20 protein-coding genes are annotated in these 24438 nt (G+C 32.1%); 1 reads left to right on the plus strand and 19 read right to left on the minus strand.

The window, feature by feature from the left end:
- Window positions 1-37: 37 nt before the first annotated feature.
- Entirely contained in the window at window positions 38-286 is a 249-nt protein-coding gene (locus tag B3040_RS15790; protein WP_291575229.1) for a hypothetical protein, read from the plus strand.
- 164 nt (window positions 287-450) lie between these two features.
- Here B3040_RS15790 and B3040_RS15795 read toward each other — a convergent pair whose 3' ends face one another.
- The 19 genes from B3040_RS15795 to grdC form a co-directional block, all read right to left on the minus strand.
- Complete coding sequence (locus B3040_RS15795; protein ID WP_291575235.1) at window positions 451-720, minus strand: hypothetical protein; 270 nt, start codon at window positions 718-720, stop codon at window positions 451-453.
- Window positions 721-2718, minus strand: coding sequence for an NAD-dependent DNA ligase LigA (ligA, locus tag B3040_RS15800; RefSeq protein ID WP_291575237.1), 1998 nt, complete (start codon window positions 2716-2718; stop codon window positions 721-723).
- 20 nt (window positions 2719-2738) lie between these two features.
- Complete coding sequence (gene pcrA, locus B3040_RS15805; protein ID WP_291575239.1) at window positions 2739-4979, minus strand: DNA helicase PcrA; 2241 nt, start codon at window positions 4977-4979, stop codon at window positions 2739-2741.
- A 154-nt stretch (window positions 4980-5133) separates the two neighbouring features.
- Complete coding sequence (locus B3040_RS15810; RefSeq protein WP_017416737.1) at window positions 5134-5439, minus strand: YerC/YecD family TrpR-related protein; 306 nt, start codon at window positions 5437-5439, stop codon at window positions 5134-5136.
- 228 nt (window positions 5440-5667) lie between these two features.
- Window positions 5668-5904 (minus strand): preprotein translocase subunit SecG, encoded by a 237-nt coding sequence (gene secG, locus B3040_RS15815; protein WP_017416738.1) that lies wholly within the window; start codon window positions 5902-5904, stop codon window positions 5668-5670.
- A gap of 119 nt (window positions 5905-6023) precedes the next feature.
- Window positions 6024-7322 (minus strand): phosphopyruvate hydratase, encoded by a 1299-nt coding sequence (eno, locus tag B3040_RS15820; protein WP_291575242.1) that lies wholly within the window; start codon window positions 7320-7322, stop codon window positions 6024-6026.
- A gap of 179 nt (window positions 7323-7501) precedes the next feature.
- Entirely contained in the window at window positions 7502-9031 is a 1530-nt protein-coding gene (gpmI, locus tag B3040_RS15825) for a 2,3-bisphosphoglycerate-independent phosphoglycerate mutase (RefSeq protein ID WP_291575248.1), read from the minus strand.
- A 24-nt stretch (window positions 9032-9055) separates the two neighbouring features.
- On the minus strand, window positions 9056-9802 hold the full coding sequence (tpiA, locus tag B3040_RS15830; protein WP_291575250.1) for a triose-phosphate isomerase: 747 nt from the start codon (window positions 9800-9802) through the stop codon (window positions 9056-9058).
- Between the two features lie 22 nt (window positions 9803-9824).
- Entirely contained in the window at window positions 9825-11021 is a 1197-nt protein-coding gene (locus B3040_RS15835) for a phosphoglycerate kinase (RefSeq protein WP_291575252.1), read from the minus strand.
- Between the two features lie 222 nt (window positions 11022-11243).
- Complete coding sequence (gap, locus tag B3040_RS15840; protein WP_291575255.1) at window positions 11244-12251, minus strand: type I glyceraldehyde-3-phosphate dehydrogenase; 1008 nt, start codon at window positions 12249-12251, stop codon at window positions 11244-11246.
- A 48-nt stretch (window positions 12252-12299) separates the two neighbouring features.
- Window positions 12300-13343 carry a sugar-binding transcriptional regulator gene (locus tag B3040_RS15845; protein ID WP_291575263.1) on the minus strand — a complete coding sequence of 348 codons (1044 nt, stop codon included), beginning with the start codon at window positions 13341-13343 and terminating at the stop codon, window positions 12300-12302.
- Window positions 13344-13685: 342 nt separating this feature from the next.
- A complete protein-coding gene (gene rpoN, locus B3040_RS15850; protein ID WP_291575265.1) occupies window positions 13686-15068 on the minus strand; it encodes an RNA polymerase factor sigma-54 in 1383 nt (460 codons plus the stop codon).
- 336 nt (window positions 15069-15404) lie between these two features.
- Window positions 15405-16148 (minus strand): DUF429 domain-containing protein, encoded by a 744-nt coding sequence (locus tag B3040_RS15855; RefSeq protein ID WP_291575267.1) that lies wholly within the window; start codon window positions 16146-16148, stop codon window positions 15405-15407.
- A gap of 196 nt (window positions 16149-16344) precedes the next feature.
- On the minus strand, window positions 16345-17277 hold the full coding sequence (locus B3040_RS15860) for an ABC transporter permease (RefSeq protein ID WP_291575269.1): 933 nt from the start codon (window positions 17275-17277) through the stop codon (window positions 16345-16347).
- Window positions 17270-18346: an ABC transporter permease gene (locus tag B3040_RS15865; protein ID WP_291575274.1), complete on the minus strand. Its 1077-nt coding sequence runs from the start codon at window positions 18344-18346 to the stop codon at window positions 17270-17272. Before B3040_RS15865 ends, B3040_RS15860 begins: the two co-directional genes overlap by 8 nt.
- Entirely contained in the window at window positions 18336-19880 is a 1545-nt protein-coding gene (locus B3040_RS15870; protein ID WP_291575277.1) for an ABC transporter ATP-binding protein, read from the minus strand. Before B3040_RS15870 ends, B3040_RS15865 begins: the two co-directional genes overlap by 11 nt.
- Window positions 19881-20092: 212 nt before the next feature.
- Window positions 20093-21190, minus strand: coding sequence for a BMP family lipoprotein (locus B3040_RS15875; RefSeq protein ID WP_291575280.1), 1098 nt, complete (start codon window positions 21188-21190; stop codon window positions 20093-20095).
- Window positions 21191-21482: 292 nt separating this feature from the next.
- Entirely contained in the window at window positions 21483-22646 is a 1164-nt protein-coding gene (gene grdD / locus B3040_RS15880) for a glycine/sarcosine/betaine reductase complex component C subunit alpha (RefSeq protein WP_291575283.1), read from the minus strand.
- Window positions 22647-22792: 146 nt separating this feature from the next.
- A complete protein-coding gene (grdC, locus tag B3040_RS15885) occupies window positions 22793-24331 on the minus strand; it encodes a glycine/sarcosine/betaine reductase complex component C subunit beta (protein WP_291575285.1) in 1539 nt (512 codons plus the stop codon).
- Window positions 24332-24438: the final 107 nt, after the last annotated feature.

Genomic DNA, 24438 nt, shown 5'->3' on the forward strand with positions numbered 1-24438 from the left:
CATAATTTACATACTAATGTTTACTTGGAGGTAACCTATGTTAGATATAGTTTTAAAAATATTAGTTATTATATCCATAATAACCTTTACCTTTATTGGTATTTGGAGTTTTATACTCTTTAATTATCTCTACAATCAAATTAGATATAGGAATTATCTATTAGAAAAGGTTTCTCACAATATCCATACCTTATCTAACAACTTTAAAAAGATATATGATAAGGAAGACGTTAACCCGTCATCTTCTCCTACCGAATTTAAAGAAAATTCTTCTCCAAATGATTAGAATTTATATGTAATAAATTGATGTGTATATCCTATTAACTCGGCTTATTAGTAAAAGCTTCATCTTCATTAAAGATATAAACCTTATGAAATTATAACTTGCTTAACTCAATAGCTTATAAAAATAAAAAGATAGCTGGTTTGAAACACCGGCTATCTTTTTATTTATTTAACTCCCCATAACATAAACAGGAAAATCATATTGGCTAAAATAATAAAAGTTACTCCATAAAAAATGTAGTTTTTACCTTTTTTATTTATAATTATCTCCAAACTCCAAATTATAAGGGTAAAAAACAGTGATATTTGAAATGGATGATAATTATCAAAAAACTTGTTGTAGTGAATACTATACATAGATAAAATTGTTAATATTATTATTGTTGTTGTAATAACCATAGAAGTCCAAAGAATTAATTTTATACTTCTTTTCACTTAGTTACCTCCAACCATGGTTAAAAACTCTTCTTCTGCAATAACAGTTACTCCAAGTTCTAAAGCTTTATCATACTTAGATCCAGGTTCTTTTCCTGCAAGCACATAATTTGTTTTTTTGCTTACGCTACTGGAAATTTTAGCTCCTAACCCTTCTAACTTTTCCTTTATCTCATTTCTCGAATAATTTTCTAAGGTTCCAGTAACTACTACTGTTTTCCCCTTAAATATGCTTTCTTCAATTTGAATACTCTCATAGTAAGGTGTAATTCCTAAATCTAAAAGTTCCTTTATGCTATTTTTTACCTCCGAAGATTGAAAAAATTCAATTATACTATTGGCTACAACTTCTCCGATATCCTCTATTACTATAAGTTGTTCAAAAGTTGCTCCTTCAATTGTCTTTAAGTTTTTTAAGTTTTTAACTAAATCCTTTGCTGTTTTCTTTCCTACATTTGGAATACCAAGAGCATAAATAAAAGATGCTAACTCACAACTTTTGCTTTTTTCCAAAGCATTTATAAGATTATCTGCCTTTTTATCTCCGAACTTTTCCAAGCCTAAAAGATCATCTTTTTTTATCTTATATAAATCTGGAATTGATTTAACCTGTAATTTTTCGAAAAGTTGTTCAGCTGTTTTTTCACTGAAGCCTTCGATATTCATAGCATCTCTACTTGCAAAATGAACCATACTTTTAACCAATTGTGGCTTACAAGATAAAGTATTCTCACAGAATATATGTACTCCCTGTCTAAGAAGTTTTGCTCCACAACTAGGACATATTTCTGGTATTTCAATACTTTTAGCACTTTCCAAGGATGTGTCTACTACTCCTATTATTTCAGGAATAACATCATTGGAACGTCTAATGTAAACTTCACATCCTATTTTTACTCCCTTTCTATTAACATCATCCATATTATTCAAAGTAGCTCTCTTTACAGTAACTCCACCTAATTCAACTGGTTCTAGCAAGGCTGTTGGACTTACCCTACCGCTTCTTCCCACATTCCATTCTACATCTAAAAGAGTTGTTGTTGTCTCTTCTGCCTCAAATTTATAGGCAATAGCCCACTTTGGAAATTTAACTGTGTATCCTAAGTAATTTCTAGTATTAATATCATCTATAGCAATTACAACTCCATCAATATCGTAATCTAAACTAGCTCTTAAGGATTCTATATATTTTACACCATCTATTACCTCCTGGAACTTATGGCACTTTTGAAAATAGGAGTCAACAGGAAGTCCCATATTACGTATAAACTCCATCATTTCTTCATAAGTATTAAATCCTTCTCCCTCTGTGTATCCAACATCATAAAAAAATGCTGATAAATTACGTTTTGCAGTTTCTTTAACATTTAAATTTCTTAAAGCACCAGCAGCACCATTTCGTAAATTTTTTAAAGGCACTACTGCATTACTATTATATTTTTCAAAGGCTGCCTTTGTCATAATAGCTTCACCATGTATTTCTACTACAGCATTATTTAAGATTTTAAGCGGAATTGACTTTATAGTTTTAATTTGAGCTGTTATATCTTCTCCTACTTCTCCATTTCCTCTTGATGCCCCAGTAACTAGCACCCCGTCTTCATTATAGGTTAAGTTTATTGATAGCCCGTCAAACTTTTTTGTTAAAACGTAAACTAATGGTGGTAGCTGCTGGTCATGATTTTTATTATATTCCTCAATGAACTTTAAGTTTCTATTATGCCAATTCAATAATTCTTCCAGACTTTGTGCTTTATCTAAACTCCAAAGTGGAGATCTATGATAATGCTTCTTAAATTCTGGTAAAACAACATCTCCTACCCTCTGAGTTGGTGAGTATGGTAGTATTTCATCTAGCTCTTTCTCTAAACTTTTCAATTCATCGTATTTTCTATCATATTCAATGTCAGATATAGAAGGACTATCTAAAACATAATACTCATATGAATGCTTATTAAGTTCTTCCACAAGCTCTATCATTCTAGCTCTTTTTTTCATACTGTTTCCTCCCTCTAATGCTACAAAAGTTCTAATGGCGCTGATGATAACATAAGTTTTTTAATTCCCATACTGTTAAAAGCAATAGTTACGATAACGTCAGCATTATCTCCTGATACCGAAACCACTGTCCCAACTCCAAATTTACTATGTTTAACCTTTCTCCCTATAGTAACTTCATCCACTACTATAGTATCTTTTTTGTCACCACTATTTATTATAGAAGTAGCTACTTCCTTAGCATAATTTGATTGCATATTTTTCAAGGTGTGTGGATTATTATAGGATGGTTTATTTCCTGTATTCTTTAGGACATTTACAGCTCGTGACTTTCCACCAACCAACTCTTTTAAGCTTGGTGGAATTTCACTTACAAAATCAGACACCGAATAAGCAACAGTTCTACCAAATACCATTCTTTGTTCAGCAGAAGTTATATAAAGCACTTCTTTCGCTCTTGTTATTGCAACATAACAAAGTCTTCTTGATTCTTCCATCTCCGTAAAACTGTTAAGAGAAGACATTCCAGGGAATATTCCATTTTCCATACCAACTAAAAATACTACAGGAAACTCTAATCCCTTAGCACTATGAACGGTCATCATTACCACCGAATTTTCTTCTTCCTCTAAATTATCCAAATCAGAAACTAGAACAACTTTTTCTAAAAATGCAGCTAATGACTTATCTTCTGACTCTTTCTCAAAAGCAACTGCATCTGAAACTAGCTCTTTAAGGTTTTCAATCCTACTCTCATCTTCAGGGGTCTTGGAACCTTTTAGCATATTCATGTAGCCACTCTCATCTAAAATATCCATAATTAACTCTGATATAGGTGTTTCATCAGCCTTAGCAATAAAACTATTTATTAATCCTGTAAATTTATTAATTGATGCAACCGCTCTTGAAGAAATGCCTGGTATGAATTCAGCATCTAACAAAGTATTGTACATACAATCTCCTGTTTCACTGGCAAAGGTTTGAACTTTCTCTACAGTTGTATCACCTATATTTCGCTTTGGCTCATTGATTATTCTTCTTAGACTAATATCATCAAGAGGATTATTTACTAGCTTTAAATAAGCCATAATGTCTTTAATTTCTTTTCTATCGTAGAATTTAAGTCCCCCCACGATTTTATAGGGAATTTCACCTCTTCTAAAGGTTTCCTCAAATATACGCGACTGTGAATTCATTCTATAAAGAATAGCAAAGTCATTTAATGTTCTTCCCTCTTCTTTTATTAATCTTTTAATTTCACTAGCAACGAAACTTCCTTCATCGATGTCACTAAACCCTCTATATACCTTTAGTTTTTCTCCCGCTTCACTTTCAGTTCTAAGTTCTTTTTCTTTTCTTTGAGCATTATTCTTAATCACCATGTTTGCAGCCTGAAGAATATTAGATTTTGAACGGTAATTTTGCTCAAGTTTTACTACTTTCGCATTAGGAAAGTCCTTTTCAAAATCTAAAATGTTAGTAATGTCAGCTCCTCTCCAAGCATAAATGCATTGATCATCGTCACCAACCACGCAAATATTCTCTTCTTCATTGATTAAAAGTTTTACAAGTTCATACTGAGACTTGTTTGTATCTTGATATTCATCAACCATTATGTATCTAAATTTTCTTTGATAAAATTCTCTTACATCTGTATGTTCTTTTAAAAGTCTAACAGTTAAGAAAATAAGGTCATCAAAATCCAGTGAATTATTAGCTTTAAGTCTTTTTTGATAAAGGGTGTACACATCTGCAATTTTATTCTTTCTAAAGTCTCCTTCATTCTCTTTTTTAAAAGCTTCTGCAGAAATCATATTATTTTTTGATGAAGATATTTTCCCTATAATTTCAGAGTCTGTAATATCCTTTTCATTAATATTTAATTCTTTCATACATTGCTTAACCAATGTTTTTGCATCATAGGTATCATAGATTGTAAAGTTTTTATTATATCCTAATTTATCTATTTCTCTTCTTAGTATTCTTACACAGCTAGAGTGGAAGGTAGACACCCACATATTATCTGCCACGTCACCTACAAGAGTCCTCACCCTATCTTTCATTTCACCTGCGGCCTTATTGGTAAAAGTTATTGCCAATATTTGCGATGGAAATATTCCCAAGTTTTTTACCATGTGTGCAATTCTATAGGTTAAAACCCTTGTTTTTCCTGATCCTGCACCCGCCAATATCAATAATGGTCCATTTACATTAATGGCTGCCTCATACTGCTCTTTATTTAATAATTTTTTTAAATCCATTTAAATCACTCCTAACTTAAACTATATTTAGTTTAAATTTGCACTATCCTTAATTATATCATATTTTACTTAGATTAAACAAAAAAGCGACAGTGTCGCTTTTAAATTTAGTTCCAATACTTAAATTATACAATATATTAATGTAGCTTTTAAATTAGTCCTCTGTCCACTTAATTCTATTAAAGACAATTTTATAACCATCGTTACCATAATTTAAAGATCGGTTCACTCTACTGATTGTTGCTGTGCTTGCTCCTGTAGTACTTGCTATATCTAGATAGGTTCTTTTCTCCATTAACATTCTAGCAACTTGTAATCTCTGTTCTATAGCTTTTATTTCATTAATTGTACATATGTCTTCAAAAAACTTATAAAACTCTTCTTTAGTTTTTAAACTAGCTATACCTTCAAACAAAAAATCCATTTCTTTACTTTCAAACTTAGATTTAAATTCTCCCATAGTTAATCCCCCTAAAACTCATGCTTTTGTTCAATTTATACCTTTATTATAAGTTTAATGTTTTAAAGTGTAAATACAGAATATTTATTTTATTCAAATACTTTTTTCTCAACAGCACTTACAAACAGAATAACCTTAGCTAATTTGATAAAAGATTAAATTTATAGTTATACATTAGCTATAAAATATCATAATTGAAAATAAAAAGCTAAAGTAGTAATAACTACTCTAGCCTATTTGTATGTTTATTAAAATAACAGATAACGCAAATATAATTGATGAAATAACTGTTACCCTAGCTAAAAAAGCTTCACGAGTTTTAGTTTTATTTTTTGAGAAAAAAGTTTCAGAACTTCCAGTCATTAAGCTGTTTAATCCATTGGTTTTACTTGGTTGTAAAGCTATGGAGCCAATAACAACCAATGCTGATATAACAAGTACTGCCATAAGCACCTTTAACATCATATGTACACCCCCTTGCAACATTATTGCCATTTTACAAGAATATACTTTATTTTAACATAGTAATAATCTTTTTACAATAAATTAAGCAGAGAGATTTAGATCTCTCTGCTCCAAATCAATTATTTTCTTTTTATATTATAGAAAGATTTTAACCCTCTATATTCAGCCATCTCACCAAGTTCTTCTTCTATTCTTAATAACTGATTATATTTTGCTACTCTTTCACTTCTTGCTGGTGCACCAGTTTTAATTTGACCTGCATTCATTGCCACAACTAAATCTGCTACAGTAGTATCCTCAGTCTCTCCTGATCTATGAGAAACAACTGCTGTATAGCCAGCTCTAGATGCCATTTCTATTGCATTGATTGTCTCAGTTAATGTTCCTATTTGATTAAGTTTAATTAATATAGAATTGGCAACGCCTCTTTCTATACCCATTTCTAATCTCTTAGTATTTGTAACAAATAAGTCGTCTCCAACTAATTGTATTTTATTGCCTAATTTTTCAGTGATATGCTTCCAACCTTCCCAATCTTCTTCTGCCATACCGTCTTCAATTGATATAATTGGGTATTTGTCACAAAGTTCCACATAGTAATTAGCCATTTCTTCTGGAGTAAGTACTCTACCTTCTCCAGCCAAGTTATATTTTCCATCTTCAAAGAACTCAGAAGATGCTGGGTCTAGGGCTATAAAAATTTCTTCTCCAGCTTTATAACCAGCTTTTTCTATAGCTTCCATGATTACTTTGATTGCATCTTCGTTAGATGCTAAATCTGGAGCAAAACCACCCTCATCACCAACTGCAGTTGCTAGCCCTTTTGCTTTTAATATACCTTTTAAGGCATGATATACTTCAGCACTCATTCTAAGAGCTTCACTAAAGGAAGATGCTCCACATGGCATTACCATAAATTCTTGTAAATCTACGTTATTATCTGCGTGTTTACCCCCGTTTAGTATATTCATCATTGGAACTGGGAGAACCTTAGCATTAACTCCACCAATATATTGGTATAGTCCAAGACCTAAATAGCTTGCAGCAGCTCTTGCACAAGCAAGAGAAACTCCTAACATGGCATTAGCACCAAGTTTTCCTTTATTATCTGTACCATCAAGCTCAATCATAGTTTTATCTATAGCAACTTGATCCAATACATTCATTCCTATTAACTCTTCAGCAATGATGTTATTTACGTTGTCTACTGCATTCATAACACCTTTACCGTTATAAATGTCCTTGTCTCCATCTCTTAACTCTACTGCTTCAAATTGTCCTGTAGATGCACCTGAAGGTACTGCTGCTCTTCCCACAGTTCCATCTTCAAGAACTACTTCTACCTCTACAGTTGGAAAGGCCCTTGAATCCAATATCTGTCTTGCATAAACGTCAATAATTTCTACATACTGTTTCATAATTAATCCTCCTGACAATTTTCAAATTGTACTAGCTTTTAAAATATTCTGAACTTATATTTATAATTTAATGCACAATTGAGTTTAACTTAATTTTAAAAGCTTCACCTATTGTGCATTAATTCTAAACTAATTATACTTTAATGTTAAATCTTGCTTTAACACAAGAGTTATGATGTTTATATTATTAAAGATTTTCCTGTCATTTCTTCTGGTTGAGGTAATCCCATAACTTGAAGCATAGTTGGTGCTATATCTGCTAATATACCATCATTTCTTAATGGTGCTGCATTCTTTGATACATAAACAAATGGTACTAGATTATTAGTATGTGCTGTCATTGGTTTACCTGTAGAGTAATCAATCATAGTTTCAGCATTTCCATGATCAGCAGTAATAAACACTGTTCCATCTTTGTCTAACACCTTGCTTACAATTTTACCCAAACAATAATCTACAGTTTCTACTGCTTTTATTGCAGCTTCAACTATTCCTGTATGACCAACCATATCTGGGTTAGCAAAGTTTAAAATAATCATATGATATTTATCTTCTTCTAAAGCTTCTAGCACTTTATCTGTAACCTCATAAGCACTCATTTCAGGTTTTAAATCATAGGTTGCTACCTTTGGAGAAGGAACTAGAATTCTGTCCTCACCTTTATTTGCTTCTTCAATACCACCATTAAAAAAGAAAGTCACATGAGCATATTTTTCAGTTTCTGCTATTCTTAATTGCTTTAACCCCTTATCACTTACATACTCACCTAAAGTATTGACATAACTCTCAGCTCTATACGCAATTTTAACATTTTCTATTGTTTTATCATACTGAGTCATGCACACATAGTTTAAATCTAAACTTTTTCTTTCAAACCCATTAAACACTTTGTCATTGAGAGCTCTTGTAAGTTCCCTAGCTCTATCAGGTCTAAAGTTAAAGAAAATTACTGAATCTTTATCATTAACTGTAGCCGTAGGTTTTCCTTCAGTGAGAATCACTGTTGGAATAACAAACTCATCTGTTTTATTATCATGATAAGCAAGTTCTACTGCACTTTGAGGTGTATTCGCATAGCTTCCCTCACCTTTGACCATAGCATTATATGCAAGTTGAACTCTCTCCCAACGATTATCTCTATCCATAGCATAATATCTACCAGAAATAGTAGCAAATTTACCTGTTTCTTCTTTAATCATATGCTTTTCTAACTCATTAATAAATTGTAGCGCTGATGAAGGTGGTACATCTCTTCCGTCAAGAAATCCATGTACATACACCTTTTTTAATCCTTTATTCTTACAAAGAGTTATGAGTGCTTTAACATGTTCTATATGAGAATGCACTCCTCCATCAGATAAAAGACCCATTAAATGCAAAGAAGAATTATTTTCTATAGCTTTCTCGATACCATAGTTTAAAGCTGGGTTCTCAAAAAATCTTCCTTCTTTTATCTCTTTAGATATTCTGGTTAACTCTTGATAAATTATTCTTCCTGCACCTATATTCAAATGACCAACTTCCGAATTTCCCATTTGTCCTTCTGGTAAACCTACATCCAATCCACTTGCAGAAATTGCAGTACTTGGATAACTGTTTATTAAATTATCATAATTTGGTTTTTTAGATGCTCTAACTGCATTTCCATCTACTTTATCACTTAAACCAAATCCATCTAGTATCATAAGCATTACTGGTTTTTTTGGCATCCTAAATTATCCCACCCTTATAAATTAGTAGTTTACAATAGCACTAAAATCTTGTGCTTTTAAACTAGCACCTCCAATAAGACCACCATCTATATGTTCTTTTTCCATTTGCTCTCTTATAGTTGATGGTTTTACAGAGCCACCATATTGTATTCTAACACTATCTGCTACATCTTTTCCATAGATTTTTTCAATTACCGTTCTAATAAATCCTATAGTTTCGTTAGCATCCTCAGCAGTAGCAGTTTTTCCAGTTCCTATAGCCCAAATTGGCTCGTATGCTATTACCATATTTTTCACATCATCACTTAAAATTCCAGCTAAATCTAACTTAACTTGAGTTGCTAAAACTTCCTGTGTAATTCCTTTTTCTCTTTCTTCTAACAATTCTCCCACACAAAGAATAGGTTTTAACCCATACTGAATTGCAGCCTTTAATTTCTTATTTACTGTATTATCAGTTTCATTAAAATACTGTCTTCTTTCACTATGTCCTATTATAACAAAATCTACCCCTAACTCCTTAAGCATTTTTGGAGATACCTCTCCTGTAAATGCTCCTTCTGTTTCAAAGTGCATATTCTGAGCACCTACCATAATATTTGTATCTCTACACGCTTCTATTACTGCTGGCAAACTTAAAAATGTAGGACAAACCACCACATCACACTTAGCATCCTTCACTAATGGTTTTAACTCCTGAACTAAAGATACTGCTTCACTTACAGTTTTATGCATTTTCCAATTTCCTGCTATTATTGGCTTTCTCATAACCTTACCTCCATCCTCTATATTATCTATCATTTAACGCAACTATACCTGGTAACTCAATTCCTTCAAGGAACTCAAGTGATGCACCACCACCAGTAGAAATATGAGTCATCTTATCTCCCATTCCAAAGATATTAACTGCTGCAGCGCTGTCTCCACCACCTATAATTGTAGTACCACCACACTTTGCCATGGCTTCTCCAATTGCTTTTGTACCCTTACTAAAGTTTTCAAATTCAAAAACTCCCATTGGTCCATTCCAAATAACTGTCTTTGATTGAGAAATCCATTTACTATAATTTTCTCTAGTCTTAGGTCCAATATCTAATCCCATGTATCCATCTTCAATATTTTCACTTACTGTCTCCATAGGTGTAGCATCCTTTGAAAACTCATTAGCTATAACATGATCAAGAGGAAGAAGTAACTTTACATTTTTATTCTCAGCTTTCTTCATCATTTCAATAGCATAATCCAACTTATCTTCTTCAACTCTAGAGTTTCCAATTTTGAATCCCTTAGCCTTTAAGAAGGTGTATGCCATTGCTCCTCCAATAACTAAGGTATCAACTTTTTCCAGTAAGTTATTTATTACATTTATCTTATCTGATACTTTAGATCCTCCTAAAATAGCAGTAAAAGGTCTTTGAGGATTTTCCACTGCTTCGCCCAAGAACTTTAACTCCTTTTGTATTAAATATCCGCACACTGAAGTTTCTACAAATTTAGTTACACCTACAGTAGAACAATGTGCTCTGTGAGCAGTTCCAAAAGCATCATTTACAAATACATCACATAAGGATGCCAATTCCTTAGAAAAGTTCTCTTCATTTTTTGTCTCTTCTTTTCTAAATCTAGTGTTTTGAAGAAGCACACACTGTCCTTCTGTCATATTATTAACAGCATTAACTGCATTTTCTCCAACTACATTGTCATCATCTACAAAGATAACTTGCTTCCCTAATAGCTCAGATAATCTAGCTCCTACTGGTTCCAAAGATAGCTCTTTTTTTGCTTCCCCTTTTGGTTTTCCAAGATGAGAACAAAGTATTACCTTAGCTCCATTTTCTAATAAGTATTGTATAGTAGGTAGCGCTCCCACTAATCTATTTTCATCAGTTATAACTCCATCTACTATTGGCACATTAAAATCACATCTTAATAAAACTTTTTTTCCTTTTACAGCTACATCTTCTATAGTTTTTTTATTAAATACCATTTTTATTCCACTCCTATTTTATTAATTAAGAAACCTATTTAAAATTTTCCTCTATAATAAAACTAAACTGGTTTCCTTAAACCTTTAATATAATAATACACTATTATACAATATAAAGTCATTAAAATATAATTATTAACTAAATCAAAAATCTAGTTATGTAGAATGTGCTACAGAACTAGATTTTTATTAGTTATTTATATATATTCATCTAATTATATATTATAGTCTGTCAGCAACATATTTTGTTAAGTCTGCTAGTCTATTTGAATAACCCCATTCATTGTCATACCATGAAACAACTTTAACTAGGTTTCCATCCATAACCATAGTTGATAACCCATCTACTATAGAAGATCTTTCATCTCCTTTAAAATCCATTGATACTAGAGGCTCATCAGTATATCCAAGAATTCCTTTTAATTCACCTTCAGAAGCCTTTTTGAAAGCTTCATTTATTTCCTCAGCTGTTGCAGCTTTTTCTAATTCACAAACTAAATCTGTCATAGATACTGTTGGTGTTGGAACTCTTACTGCCATACCATTTAATTTACCCTTCAACTGTGGTAAAACAAGAGATACTGCCTTTGCTGCTCCAGTAGTTGTAGGTACCATTGCTTCAGCTGCTGCTCTAGCTCTTCTTAAATCACTATGTGGAGCATCCAATATTTTTTGATCATTAGTATAAGAATGAACTGTTGTCATTAATCCTTTAACAATACCAAACTCTCTATCTAGTATCTTTGCAAATGGCGCTAAACAGTTTGTTGTACAAGATGCATTTGAAATAATGTGATGTTTGCTAGCATCATATTTTTCTTCGTTAACGCCTAAAACTATTGTTATATCCTCATTTTTAGCTGGAGCAGAAATTAAAACCTTCTTAGCACCTGCTTCAATATGAGCTTTTGCTTTAGTTGCATCAGTGAAGAATCCAGTTGATTCAATCACTATTTCTGCGCCTTGCAATCCCCATGGAATATCCTTAGGATCTTTTTCAGCGAAAATTCTTATTTCTTTTCCATTAACTATTACAGAATTCTCAGTTGCTTCTACTGTACCATTAAATTTCCCATATAATGTGTCATACTTAAGTAAATGTGCTAGTGTTTTGGGATTAGTTAAATCATTTATTGCAACAACTTCTAACTCATTGCTATACTTTTCAACTAAGGCCTTAAAAACATTTCTTCCAATTCTACCAAAACCATTAATTCCAACTCTTATCATTTAAGTTACCTCCTAAAATTTATAATTAATCTACTTATATAACTTGATTTATGCAAGTAGTATTTTTCCCTTTAAAATATTAACTATTTCTCTTGCTGTTGCTTCATCGGTAATTAAAATACTGTTGGTTCTATTTTTTTCTACTGCTATAATAGCCTTTGATTTTTCTACACCTGCTGCCACTGCAATTATGTTTTCCACCTCAGATATCTGTTCTTTTGAAATCCCAACAAAAGGCATAGAATATACAATTTCTCCATCTATATTAAAATAATGTCCATAAGCTTCTCCTACGCCACCATTATCTTCTACTTTAATTTTAATTTCTTCTGGTAAGTTTCTTTTCTTGCATGCAGTTTCTGCAATTCCAATACCATGAATTAAAATATAAGAATGACTTATTTGTTGAAAAATTTCTTTTATATCATTTTCTTGAAGTAACATCTGAAAAGCACTGTGGCTTAAATTGTCAGGCATGTGTAGAAGTTCATAAGCTGCACTAAGCTTATCAGCAAACCTTTGTACTAAAGTGTTAGATTGTGTTTCAATATCCTTTGCCATTCCACCTCTTCCAGGTAAAACTTTAATGTTATTAAACTTACTTATTCTATCTAGCTCATCTATTACTTTTTTTACTGTATTACCTCCAGTTAGAGATATTACAATATCATCTTTTAATATATCTTTTATGTAGCTACTTGCAGCCTTACCTATCTCATTAAGTAAAGTTTCATCATTTCTCACATCTCCAGAAATAATGATAACGTCTTTTATCTTGAGTTTTTCTTTGATTTCTCTTTCTAAACCTTGAATACCATTAATTTCGCGAATAAATAGCTTTAATCCACTTAAAACCTCTTCACCTTCTGTAGTAATTGACATACCTATAGTATTGACTTCTATAAGATTTTGTTCCTTTAAAAAGTTTGTTTCACTTCTAACTACTCTTTCACTTAAATTTATATTAGTAGCTAATAGTCTTCTGCCAATTGGTTGATAGTATTTTATATTCCTTAAGATTTTATATCTTATTTTTAGAACCTCTAGTAGCTCAGGAATAAGTTTTTGTTGTAATTTTAATATGTTTTCCATATTTCACCTCTTTGGACAATTTTTGTCCCTGCGGTTAATTTTTATCCCTATATAAATTGTACAATATTTACCACTATTTGTGAAGGGCTAAAATAACATTTTTATATAAAAATTTAAAATTGCTAACATCTTAGAACTACCACGGCTCCATATAATTAAATAATGAATAAGTTTATTTTATGGAGCCGATTTGGAAACAGGTTTTTGCTGAATAAAAGTACACTTTGTTACGTCAAAGCAACTTATCTAAGCTGAGCAACTGCCGCTTAAAGAAGATTGCAGATTTCATGCTTCTATAACGTTATTAACCCACACTGTAATCTTTCTCTGTAGTTATATAACTTAAAATCTTTTTCTTTGAGAAGATGGCTTAATTCCCATTTCATCTCTGTATTTAGCAATAGTTCTTCTAGATATATCCAAGCCTCTGCTTAAAAGAACACTTCGAATACTAGAATCTGATAATGGCTTTTTATCATCCTCTTCTTGTATTATTTCTTTAATTATTTTTTTTATGTTTTGATTAGACAACTGCTCACTACTAATATTTATAGCAGTAGTAAATAAATCTTTTATTTTTATTATTCTACCACTATTTAGTGAAATATATTTATCTCTTATAGCTCTGCTCACTGTAGATTCATGCAAATTTAGCTTACTAGCTATATTTTTTATGGTCATTGGCTTAATATATTCTTCTCCATAATCAAAATAATCTATTTGATAATTAATTATTTCACTTATAACTCTATATAATGTTCTCTTTCTGTTATCAACACTTTTTATTAAAAACATAGCATTGTTAATCTTTTTTTTAACATACTCTACTGCAACCTTATCATCAGAACTATCAATTATTTCTTTATATATACTATTAATGTTTAGCTTTGGCACTATTTCCTCATTCATTAAAACTAAATATTCATCATTAACCTTCTTAATATAAGCATCTGGCAATATATAACTTATCTCATCCCCTGTGTAGAATCCTCTAGAGGGTTTGGGTTCTAGTCCTTTGATTAAGTCTCCATACTTTTGAACCTGCATAGGTGATATTTTTAACTTTTTAGCTATCAAAGCATATTTATTTTCCGACAGCAATTGCAAATGACTAGAAATTATCTGTTCAAGGTCTTCGTTGCATAGTCCTTTTCGTTTTATTTGAATAAGAAGACATTCACTTAGATTCCTTGCACCAATCCCACAAGGATCTAATTGCTGAATAATACTTAAGCATAACTCGCATACTTCCATAGAAATTGATAATTCTTTACAAACAACATCAAGATCCAAGGTTAAATAACCTTTGCAGTCTAGATTGTCCACTAAATAGTTGCAAATCATATTTTTTTTATAATCTATATTGCTTTCTGATAACTGTTCTTTTAAGTAATCGCTTAAAGTAGGTTTATTCCCAATAAAGGTGAAAGGTGATATTTCTTCTACATAATTATTTGATATGTAGTTTTTCCCCCCATAATTATCAAACTCTAAGTATTTTATCATTTGTTTATAATCAAATAAATCTTTTTTATTATTGTTATCATTAGAGGTAGCCTCACTGCTATCAGCATATTCTAAAACTATATTCTCTTGCACCTCATTATTAATATGTTGTAAAAGTTCATAAGAAGACATTTGCAAAAGTTTAACTGACAATTGCATTTCCGTAGTCATAATTAATTTTTGTTCTTGAGTTAATCTCAATCCAAAATCTAAGTGCATTTTTCCACCTCCACAACCTAATATATTATACCATATTTATAAATAATTTTATCTTTTTTTCATCAAGGTTGAAATTAATCAAAAGTTATAAATTTTTCACATTTATTATGCTAAGATAAAACAATTATCTCATTATCTTATAATTTACTTTAATAAGCTTAATATTTAATTTATATATTATATTTATGTTAATTCATGCCTATAGTTTTCTTATGTTGCAAATTTCAATTTAAATGGGACCTTTAACAAATTATATTTATTGCGGGGTATAAAAAAAGTCACCATTTTTAGTTTATGGTGACCTTTAAACTTATTTAACTATACTTCTTAATATTATTATATAACATCTTTACCGTAACTATATTCAATAGATTTTGGTATTTCAATCTGCATTTTAATATTATTTATATCATATTCTGGCTCCTCAGGCATAGGTATAAATCCATTTTTAAGCCCTATCATTCCATTTATAGCTAAGCATACAGCATCTAAAACGTTTTCAGTTTTAACATCTTTTCTTCTAAAAGTTTTTATGCTGTAGTCTAAAATCTCATCAACATTGGGGTAAACCTTTCGTAATACATCTCTTCTTTCTTTATAACCCGCTAAAACAGTTTTGCTATTCCTCATAAACCTGCCGCTAAGAACAAAAAAACCAATCTCACAATTACTTTCCTTAAACTTATCTCTGTACTCAATATGATTCAATAAAAAATTATCTAATTCTCTTATTTTTTCTATAACATCCCATAATCTAGTTGAAACATTTCTGCCTGTAAGTCTCTTATTAACAATATTAGCAACTCCAAAACTATTACAGTAAATTGCTTCCCTACAAGGAACAGCCGGCAAATCTAAATGACTAGAATCAAGAAGTTTTCTAGCTTCTATATCACATTTTCTCTCTTCTACCGACCCCTCTAAAAACCCCATAGGAATACTAACAAAAAATAAATCACTATCTTTCCATACATCTATAAGCTCATCAATGGTTTTAAAAATTCTTATACTCCAACAGCTATTTGAAAGTTTTACTCCAAGCCAGCCTCCATTACAGACATTAATACCAATTACATTCATTTTATCACCCCAATAAAATGTGTTATATAATACCTCATAATAAATTACTATATATTATATTATATACTGGTTTAGTAGATTTGTATTCAAATTATTTGAAAATTTTAAAATATTATTTTATAAATTAATATGATGCATTTGTTATTTTATGTGCAAAACTTACTTTTAAAATAAAAAAAATGGCCGAAGCCATTTTTTATCTTGAACCTTTTTCGTAAGGTGACCCACTTGCTGCTGGTGCATTTGTCTTTCCAACAAACCCAGCAAGAGCAAGCATAGTTAAAATATAAGGAATCATTGAATAGAATTCTGTTGGCACTGTCCAAGAAAAGCCTTGAGCTATTATTTGGAATGATTCCCCAAGAGCAAATAGCAAACATGCTCCAAGTGCCCCAAAAGGCTTCCAGTTACCAAATATCATTGCTGCCAAAGCAATAAATCCACGTCCAGCAACCATTCCCTCTCTATATAATGGTGTGATTCCTAGAGATAAAGCAGCTCCACCAAGTCCAGCTAAAACTCCAGATAAAATTACACATAAATATCTAACCTTGTATACATTTATACCAAGAGTGTCTGCTGCCTTAGGGTGTTCTCCAACAGCTCTAATTCTTAGTCCAATTGGAGTTTTGTATAGAACATAATGAGAAACAAACACAAGAACTATGGCAATTATTACAAACCAGTTTAATCCGCCTAAAAGCTCACCTATAAATGGAATATTTAAAATTCCCTGAGGTAAATTATACGGTAATTCCTTAACAATATCCGTTTGACCACCTTTACCATTAAATAATATAAATATTAAGAAACTGGCCAAAGCTGTTGCAAATAAATTTATTGCAGTTCCTGAAATAACCTGATCAGATTTAAGATTTATACTTAATGCTGCATGAACAAGTGCAAGTAAGCCACCTGCTACCATAGCAAATACCATACCTATAACTGGGTTTCCTGTTATAAAAGTTCCATAAACTGCAAAGAATGCGCCAATTGTCATCATCCCCTCAAGTCCTATGTTAACAACACCAGACCTTTCAGAAAACACACCCCCAAGTGCTGCAAAAATCAGAGGCGTAGCTATTCTTAAGGTAGCAGTTAATAATGAAATTAAATTAAAATCACTCATTCATTATCGCCCCTTTCTTCTTCTTATCACTGAAATATTTTACAATATAATCTGTAGCTACAAAAATTATTATTATAGATTGAATTAAAAATACTATTTGTTTTGGAATTCCGCTTATTTGTAATGCTCTTGAACTACTATTAAGCGCTCCAAATAGTATTGCAGATGCAATACAAGCCACTGGGTTGTTTTTAGCTAGTAGAGCAACAGCAATTCCATCAAAACCATAGGAAGGTAACACCATAAAATCTTGAGCTAAGTGTGTAACTCCAGCTACATGTGTTGCTCCTCCAAGTCCCGCTATAGCTCCTGATAAAACTATAGCTAAAACTGCATTTTTTGAAACATTTACACCACCATACTCTGCTCCAAGAGGATTTATTCCAACAGCTCTTATTTCATAACCTGTAGTTGTTTTCCAAAGGAACCAAGCCATAAATATAGCAACTACAATAGCAAGGAATATACTTACATTAGCTTGAGATGTAGTCATAAATCTTGCAAACTTTGCGCTGTTTTCAATTGTTGCTGTGCTAGCTTTTCCTGGAACCCCAAAACGAGTTCTTAGTATAACATAGTTTGCTACCGCAAGTGATATGTAGTTCATCATTATAGTATTAATAACTTCACTTGTTCCAAACTTTGCCTTAAGGAATCCTGGCACAAAACCCCAAAGTCCACCTGCTACTATACCGCTAATAATGATAAGAGGTATATGAATTACTGGCGATAGACCTGGTATTGTTCCGACCAAAGCTGCTGCAAGCATACCTAAAACAAATTGTCCACCTACACCTATATTAAATAAACCGCATCTAAACGCAACTGCATTGGCAACCCCTGTAAATATTAGAGGTGTGATTTCAGCAAGGGTAGTCATAGAGTTTCTAGTTGTACCAAAACTTCCCTTCCATATAGTACCTATCAAATCACTTAATGCTGAAAAATACTGAGTTATTGGATAGCCTTTTGCCCACATTACAAAAAATACGGACACGAAAAAGGATACCACAATAGCTAATAAGGGAAAGAGTAAAGAACTTAAAATCTGCTTTCCTTTATTGTTCATTACTTACAACTCCTTCCTTAACATCATGCAAAGTTCCGCCTGCCATTAATACTCCAAGCTTTTGTTCATCTGCATCTTTTCTATCTAACACGGCAACTATTTTGCCATCATACATTACTGCTATTCTATCTGAAAGTGATAAAACCTCATCTAGTTCTAGTGAAACTAATAAAACTGCTTTACCTTTATCCCTTTCTTCAACAAGTCTACCATGAATATATTCTATAGCTCCAACATCAAGGCCTCTTGTTGGTTGTGCTGCAATAAGTAACTCTGGATCTTTTGATATTTCTCTAGCAGCAATTAGTTTTTGTTGGTTACCGCCAGATAACGCTGAAGCAAAAACTTCATTGTTAGGAGTTCTAACATCAAACTCTTTTATTAATTTATCGCAATGCTCTTTAATCGCTTTATAATCCATTACTATACCTTTGCTAAAAGGCTTGTTTCTATGGATTCCTAATATAGAGTTTTCAAAAAGTGAATATTTAAGTATAAGCCCTCTTTTATGTCTATCTTCTGGAATGTGTCCAATACCAGAATCAATTATTTCTCTAGGTGACTTACCATATATATCTTTTCCATTTAACAGTATTTTACCTTTTGTCGGTTTTCTTAGTCCGGTTAAAACCTCTAAGAATTCAGACTGTCCATTACCATCTACTCCTGCAATTCCTAATATTTCTCCACCTCTTACAGTTAAACTTAGGTCTTTAACTGCTTCAATTCCTCTGTGGTCGTTAGTACATAAGTTCTCAATGGTTAGTATATCGCCTTTTATACTAGCCTCTTTTTTATCTACTACAAGGTTTACTTTTCTTCCTACCATTAATTCAGCTAATTCATCAATATTAGTTTCCTTAGTTTTTACTGTACCAGTTACTTTACCTCTTCTAATAATAGTAACTCTATCACTCATGCTCATTACTTCTTTCAGCTTATGAGTAATTAATATTACAGATTTTCCTTCTTTCTTTAGGTTATGAATTATTTTCCCAAGTTCTTCAATTTCTTGTGGTGTTAAAACTGCTGTTGGCTCATCAAGAATTAAAATTTCAGCGCCTCTATATAAGGCTTTTAAAATTTCTACTTTTTGCTGTTGACCAACAGATATATCCTCAATTACAGCATTTGGATCGATAGCAAAGCCATACTTTTCAGATAACTTTTTAACATTTTCAATAGCAGTTTTCATATCAATTGAAATGCCTTTTTTAGGTTCAGTTCCTAGTACAATATTTTCTGCTACAGTGAAATTATGCACTAGCATAAAATGCTGATGAACCATACCTATTCCTAATTTTATTGCTTCATTAGGATTAGTAATTCTAACCAACTGACCCTTTACATAAATATCCCCTTTTTCCTGTTGATAAAGACCATAAAGGATATTCATTAAGGTAGTTTTTCCCGCACCATTTTCACCAAGCAAAACGTGAGTTTCACTTGATAGTAATTCAAAGTTAACGTTATCATTAGCTACAGTGCCAGGGAAAACTTTGGTTATTCCCTTCATTTCGATTACCTTTTCCATTTCCCTTCCTCCTTAAACAAATTACCTAAAGATTAACCTATGATAGTAGAAGATTCGATAATTGCAGTTATGTATTTATTATACATTTTTTTTGAACAATAGGAAGAACTTTTTTTATTTTTAAGAAATATTGCCTTCCTATTCTTCAAAAAAAGCTAGATGAGTAAACATCTAGCTTCAATTATACTATGTTCGAATTATGTCGTAAAGATTTATTTGTAATCTTTAGCGCCTTGTCTAGTAGCTGGAACTACTACTTTACCATCTAAAATTTGTTTTTCAAAGTCTTTTGCAGCCTTTAATACATCTTCAGCAGTATTTTTTGAAGTTGTTTCAGCCATACCTACTCCACCTTCTTTAATTCCAAGGTCTTGATGACCTGGTTTGAATGTGTTTTCAACTACTGATTTTGATACGTTATAAGTAGCAACATCAACTCTCTTAATCATTGAAGAAAGAATAACATCAGCATACTCTGGAACAGAAACCGCTTGGTCCATATCTACTCCGATTGCCCAAACTTGTTTTCCAGAATCTTTTAATTCTTTAGCAGCTTTGAACATTCCGATACCAACACCACCAGCAGCATGATATATTACGTCACATCCACCTTCATATAGTGATTTTGCTAACTCATAACCTTTGTTTGTATCAGCAAAAGAATCAGCATATTTTACAGTTGTTCCAGGTGTTTTTCCATCTGGACTTAATAAACCTTCAGCAGCTTTTGGGTTAACTGCTTTAACTCCAGCCGCGAAACCAGCTTCAAATTTATTTATTGTATCAAAATCTTTTCCACCTATAAAACCAATTTTGTTAGTTTTTGTAGTTTTTCCTGCAATAACTCCCATTAAGAATGAACCTTCATGCTCTTTGAAAGTAATTGAAGCAACATTTGGCTGTTCAACTACAGAGTCTATAATTGCAATTTTAGCATCTTTATTGTTTTCTGCAACAGCTTTTGTTGCATCAGCCATTTGGAATCCAACAGCAATTACAAGATTTGAACCATCATCTATAAGTGATTGTAGGTTTGGTTGATAATCCTCTTTCTTTTGTGACTCAATAGGAGTATATTTTACTTTAAAATCTTGTACTGCTTTTTTAACTCCTGTATCTGCAGATTGGTTAAATGATTTGTCGTTTAGACCACCTTCATCAGTTGATAGTCCTACTATTACTTGTTTTGTGTCTCCACCAGTAGCTGGTTTGTTAGTGTCTCCGCCTTTATCTGCTGATCCACAGCCTACTAATAGTGAAGCTGTCATTGCAACTGTAGTTAACATTGCAACTATTTTTTTCATTTTCATAATTCTTACCTCCTATAATTTAGAAACCTTTAAGTCCCAACAATGTATTATTCTACACGATGTGTAAAATTCCTTCTTAATAAGATAATTTTTTAATTTTTTTCTCTAATATTTTTAGTAAAAACCTTAGAATTTATACATAATACCATTTAATTTTACTTTAATAACTACTACCCTTATTAATATGCTATATTTTATCATAATATGATTAAATATATAATTACTTTTAGCACTTTATAACTGTAGTTCAATAAAATAAATTAGCTGGACAAAATTATGCCCAGCTAATTCATTATGCCATATATTCGGCTTTTTTTAATATTTCCATTGCCTTTTCTGAATCTTCCTCTGCAACAAGAACTATTGGTCCTGTACATCCCATACCACTTTCGGAATAAATATCTTCTTTCCAAAGTGCTTTGCAAGCATTTTCAAGCTCAAGTATATCTATTCCAGCTATTGAGTATGTAACAACTTTTTTAGCAGGCATTTTTACTTCTTCTGCTACTTCTGTCTTAGCAGCTTTCTTAATTGTTTTTTCAATAACTTCTTTTAATCCAGCTTTGTTAGCTTTTTTAAACTCATCTCTAGCTATATCTAAAACTTTATTTTCAGCACAAGTAGCACAGTACCTTAAAGCTTCTGCAATAAGTGGTGCCCCTGAGGCTCTTGATACTATGTTAACTAGTTTATCATAGTTCTCCCCAATTCCTGGGCCATAACCTGCTCCCACAGTTTCATAACTTCCACCAGTAGTAAAAGATGAGAACACTTTAACAAGTAGGTTACCAGTTAAAGAGTCACAAACCATAACGTCAGGTGTTCCAGCTAAAAGGTCATTACCTCTCATTACAGCTCCACCATCAGCTCTTAAAGACTGAGTAAATTCAAAGTCATATCCATTGTCTTGAACTTCTTTTAATATTCTCTCAACCTGTCTAGCGCCATCAAGATTTAAAATTCCAACTCTTGGATTTTTTATTCCATTAGCTTTAGCCACTGAAATTCCTGATATTGCATTCATAACCATTCCTTCAACTCTATTTGTTGAAGTAGTTCCAGTAGTAGTAGCTATAATCATATCTCTACCTCTGCCTGGAGTAGCAACCTTACCTACAGTTGAAACTCCAATTGGAAAATCAAAGTGCTGAGTAACACAACCATCTAACTCTCCATTTTCAAGCATTGCAGTCATTTTTTTATGACCTTCCTCTGCAGTTTGCACTTCCACAACTTCAAATTCTCCATCAACCTTTGGTCCGATTAAAACTATATCAAAATCACCATACTTAGCTTTAGCAAGCTCAGCAGCACTCACCATCTCTTCGATGCCGTGTTCAGAACCTAATATAGTCAGTCCTATTCTAACTTTTTTCTTGAACTGTCCGCTTTTTATTCCATTAGCTATATCATTAAATACTTCAGCAATCATTGCTTTAGTAGAATCTTGGCTCATGTGTACACCCCTTTTCTTTACTATACTCCCCTTTGTTTAAAAGGGAGTATAGTATAATTATAAAAATATCAGCTTTTAAATAATTAATTCTTCTCTTTTATTATTAACGAATTATTTTATGTCCATTAATAAATTAAAATAATTAATTATTGATTTGCATTCGTTAAGAAAGTAGCAAAATCTTTCATTGCATCTGCAACCATTGATTTAACTTCCTCTTTGCTTATTCCGCTATTATTTTCAACTTTTCCAGTGTTTTTTTCTACTAGTATTGATACTCCATCGAAAAGGTTTGTCATTCTTCCTAAGAATAAGCTTCCTTTTCCAACTATCATAAAGTTATTTAATACACCATTCTTTATGTGTTCAATTCCATGTCCAATAATTGGCGCTCCTGATGGTATGTGTCCTTGTGTTGGAGCATATCCAGGGTATCCATGTTTTTTAATGAAGTTAGGAAGTTCCTTTTTATCTAGCTGGCCTTTTTTAACTGCTAAAGCACCTATCATTTTATAGTTCTGAGTTGGCACATCTCCAGCTCCTGCTGGTTCAGTTATATCCGGAGTTTGCATTTCTGGTGCATATTTCTCTACATCTGTAACCTTTAATCCATTAGCTACTAGTGGATCAAGAACTAATGCCTCTAAAACTGCTTGTGGAGAAGCTCCATGACCTATGGTATGTCTTCCTATTACGTCTGTTCTTAAAACTGGACTTACACCATCATTTTGAGAAACAAGTACAGCAAATCCACCTAAACAATCCTCAAGAACAGGCATGTTTTTCTTAACGTGGTCTCTTCCATTCATTCCAAGTTTAGCAGTAGCTCCACCTGCAATTACTACAACATTTTTATAGATTCCGCTTTGAACTAATGAAGCAGCAGTTATTAAAGAGTGAGTTGGTCCTGCACAGAAGCCTCTCATATCTGCTCCTGTTGCTCCTGTTAATCCAACTACTTCACCAATAGCTTTAGCTATGTTTCCGCCACCTCTTTGATTCATATCTCCAATTGCTTCTTCAGAACACTCAATGATATACTCTATTTCATTTACTGGTATATCTAAGTTGTTTATTAAGTGCATTCCAGCTAAAACACCTGAAGCTTTTACAGCTAAGTTTTCTAACATATAGTGAGCTGAAAGGTTTGGATCAAACTCATGTGCTCTTCTTACACATCCAACTAAGTTGCCATCTTGATATAAACCTTCTGCACCAGAGTTATTAACTAACTCTTGAACTTTTTCAATGCTATCTCCTACAATTTTTTCTGCTTTTGCAGCTATAAGTGGATGTTTAACTAATTTTTCTCTTACAGCATCTGCAAAGGCAGCTTCAAGTATTACAAGATCAAACACATCTGATATTTTCATTAATCCGTAGAATTCGTCTTGTGGCATAACTTCGCCAAACTTACCAAATCTATCTGCATTGTCAGCATTTTTTCCATACCATGGTCTTGGCATTTCACTTAATTGCTCTGGAGTTAAGTTACCTATATAAGTTTGGTTTGGCGCATATGCAACAACTTCTTCAAATGGTCTTAAATGATTTTTTAAATTTTGTAAATACTCAGAGTTTGGATTTGTCTCTCTCTCTAAAGTTTGAGTTGTTCCATTATGTATTACCATATCTGGAGTATTAACTAAAATGTATGATGCTTTTTTAAGTACTGGAAAATTCATTATATTTCAACCTCCCTTTTTAATGTGCAATAAATTATATATCATGCACAATTCAGAATATATAATTCTTAAATATTTTTTATTAAGAGAATTATACATTATGCAGT

The organism is Clostridium sp. UBA4548 (genome assembly GCF_002387895.1).
Taxonomy (GTDB): domain Bacteria; phylum Bacillota; class Clostridia; order Clostridiales; family Clostridiaceae; genus Clostridium_J.

What these genes read in the sequence shown, in the direction of transcription:
- B3040_RS15790 (WP_291575229.1), top strand. Translation starts at nt 38, where the DNA reads ATGTTAGATATAGTTTTAAAAATATTAGTTATTATATCCATAATAACC.
- ligA (WP_291575237.1), bottom strand. Translation starts at nt 2,718, where the DNA reads ATGAAAAAAAGAGCTAGAATGATAGAGCTTGTGGAAGAACTTAATAAG.
- pcrA (WP_291575239.1), bottom strand. Translation starts at nt 4,979, where the DNA reads ATGGATTTAAAAAAATTATTAAATAAAGAGCAGTATGAGGCAGCCATT.
- B3040_RS15810 (WP_017416737.1), bottom strand. Translation starts at nt 5,439, where the DNA reads ATGGGAGAATTTAAATCTAAGTTTGAAAGTAAAGAAATGGATTTTTTG.
- secG (WP_017416738.1), bottom strand. Translation starts at nt 5,904, where the DNA reads ATGATGTTAAAGGTGCTTATGGCAGTACTTGTTATATCAGCATTGGTT.
- eno (WP_291575242.1), bottom strand. Translation starts at nt 7,322, where the DNA reads ATGAAACAGTATGTAGAAATTATTGACGTTTATGCAAGACAGATATTG.
- gpmI (WP_291575248.1), bottom strand. Translation starts at nt 9,031, where the DNA reads ATGCCAAAAAAACCAGTAATGCTTATGATACTAGATGGATTTGGTTTA.
- tpiA (WP_291575250.1), bottom strand. Translation starts at nt 9,802, where the DNA reads ATGAGAAAGCCAATAATAGCAGGAAATTGGAAAATGCATAAAACTGTA.
- B3040_RS15835 (WP_291575252.1), bottom strand. Translation starts at nt 11,021, where the DNA reads ATGGTATTTAATAAAAAAACTATAGAAGATGTAGCTGTAAAAGGAAAA.
- gap (WP_291575255.1), bottom strand. Translation starts at nt 12,251, where the DNA reads ATGATAAGAGTTGGAATTAATGGTTTTGGTAGAATTGGAAGAAATGTT.
- B3040_RS15845 (WP_291575263.1), bottom strand. Translation starts at nt 13,343, where the DNA reads ATGGAAAACATATTAAAATTACAACAAAAACTTATTCCTGAGCTACTA.
- rpoN (WP_291575265.1), bottom strand. Translation starts at nt 15,068, where the DNA reads ATGCACTTAGATTTTGGATTGAGATTAACTCAAGAACAAAAATTAATT.
- B3040_RS15855 (WP_291575267.1), bottom strand. Translation starts at nt 16,148, where the DNA reads ATGAATGTAATTGGTATTAATGTCTGTAATGGAGGCTGGCTTGGAGTA.
- B3040_RS15860 (WP_291575269.1), bottom strand. Translation starts at nt 17,277, where the DNA reads ATGAGTGATTTTAATTTAATTTCATTATTAACTGCTACCTTAAGAATA.
- B3040_RS15865 (WP_291575274.1), bottom strand. Translation starts at nt 18,346, where the DNA reads ATGAACAATAAAGGAAAGCAGATTTTAAGTTCTTTACTCTTTCCCTTA.
- B3040_RS15870 (WP_291575277.1), bottom strand. Translation starts at nt 19,880, where the DNA reads ATGGAAAAGGTAATCGAAATGAAGGGAATAACCAAAGTTTTCCCTGGC.
- B3040_RS15875 (WP_291575280.1), bottom strand. Translation starts at nt 21,190, where the DNA reads ATGAAAATGAAAAAAATAGTTGCAATGTTAACTACAGTTGCAATGACA.
- grdD (WP_291575283.1), bottom strand. Translation starts at nt 22,646, where the DNA reads ATGAGCCAAGATTCTACTAAAGCAATGATTGCTGAAGTATTTAATGAT.
- grdC (WP_291575285.1), bottom strand. Translation starts at nt 24,331, where the DNA reads ATGAATTTTCCAGTACTTAAAAAAGCATCATACATTTTAGTTAATACT.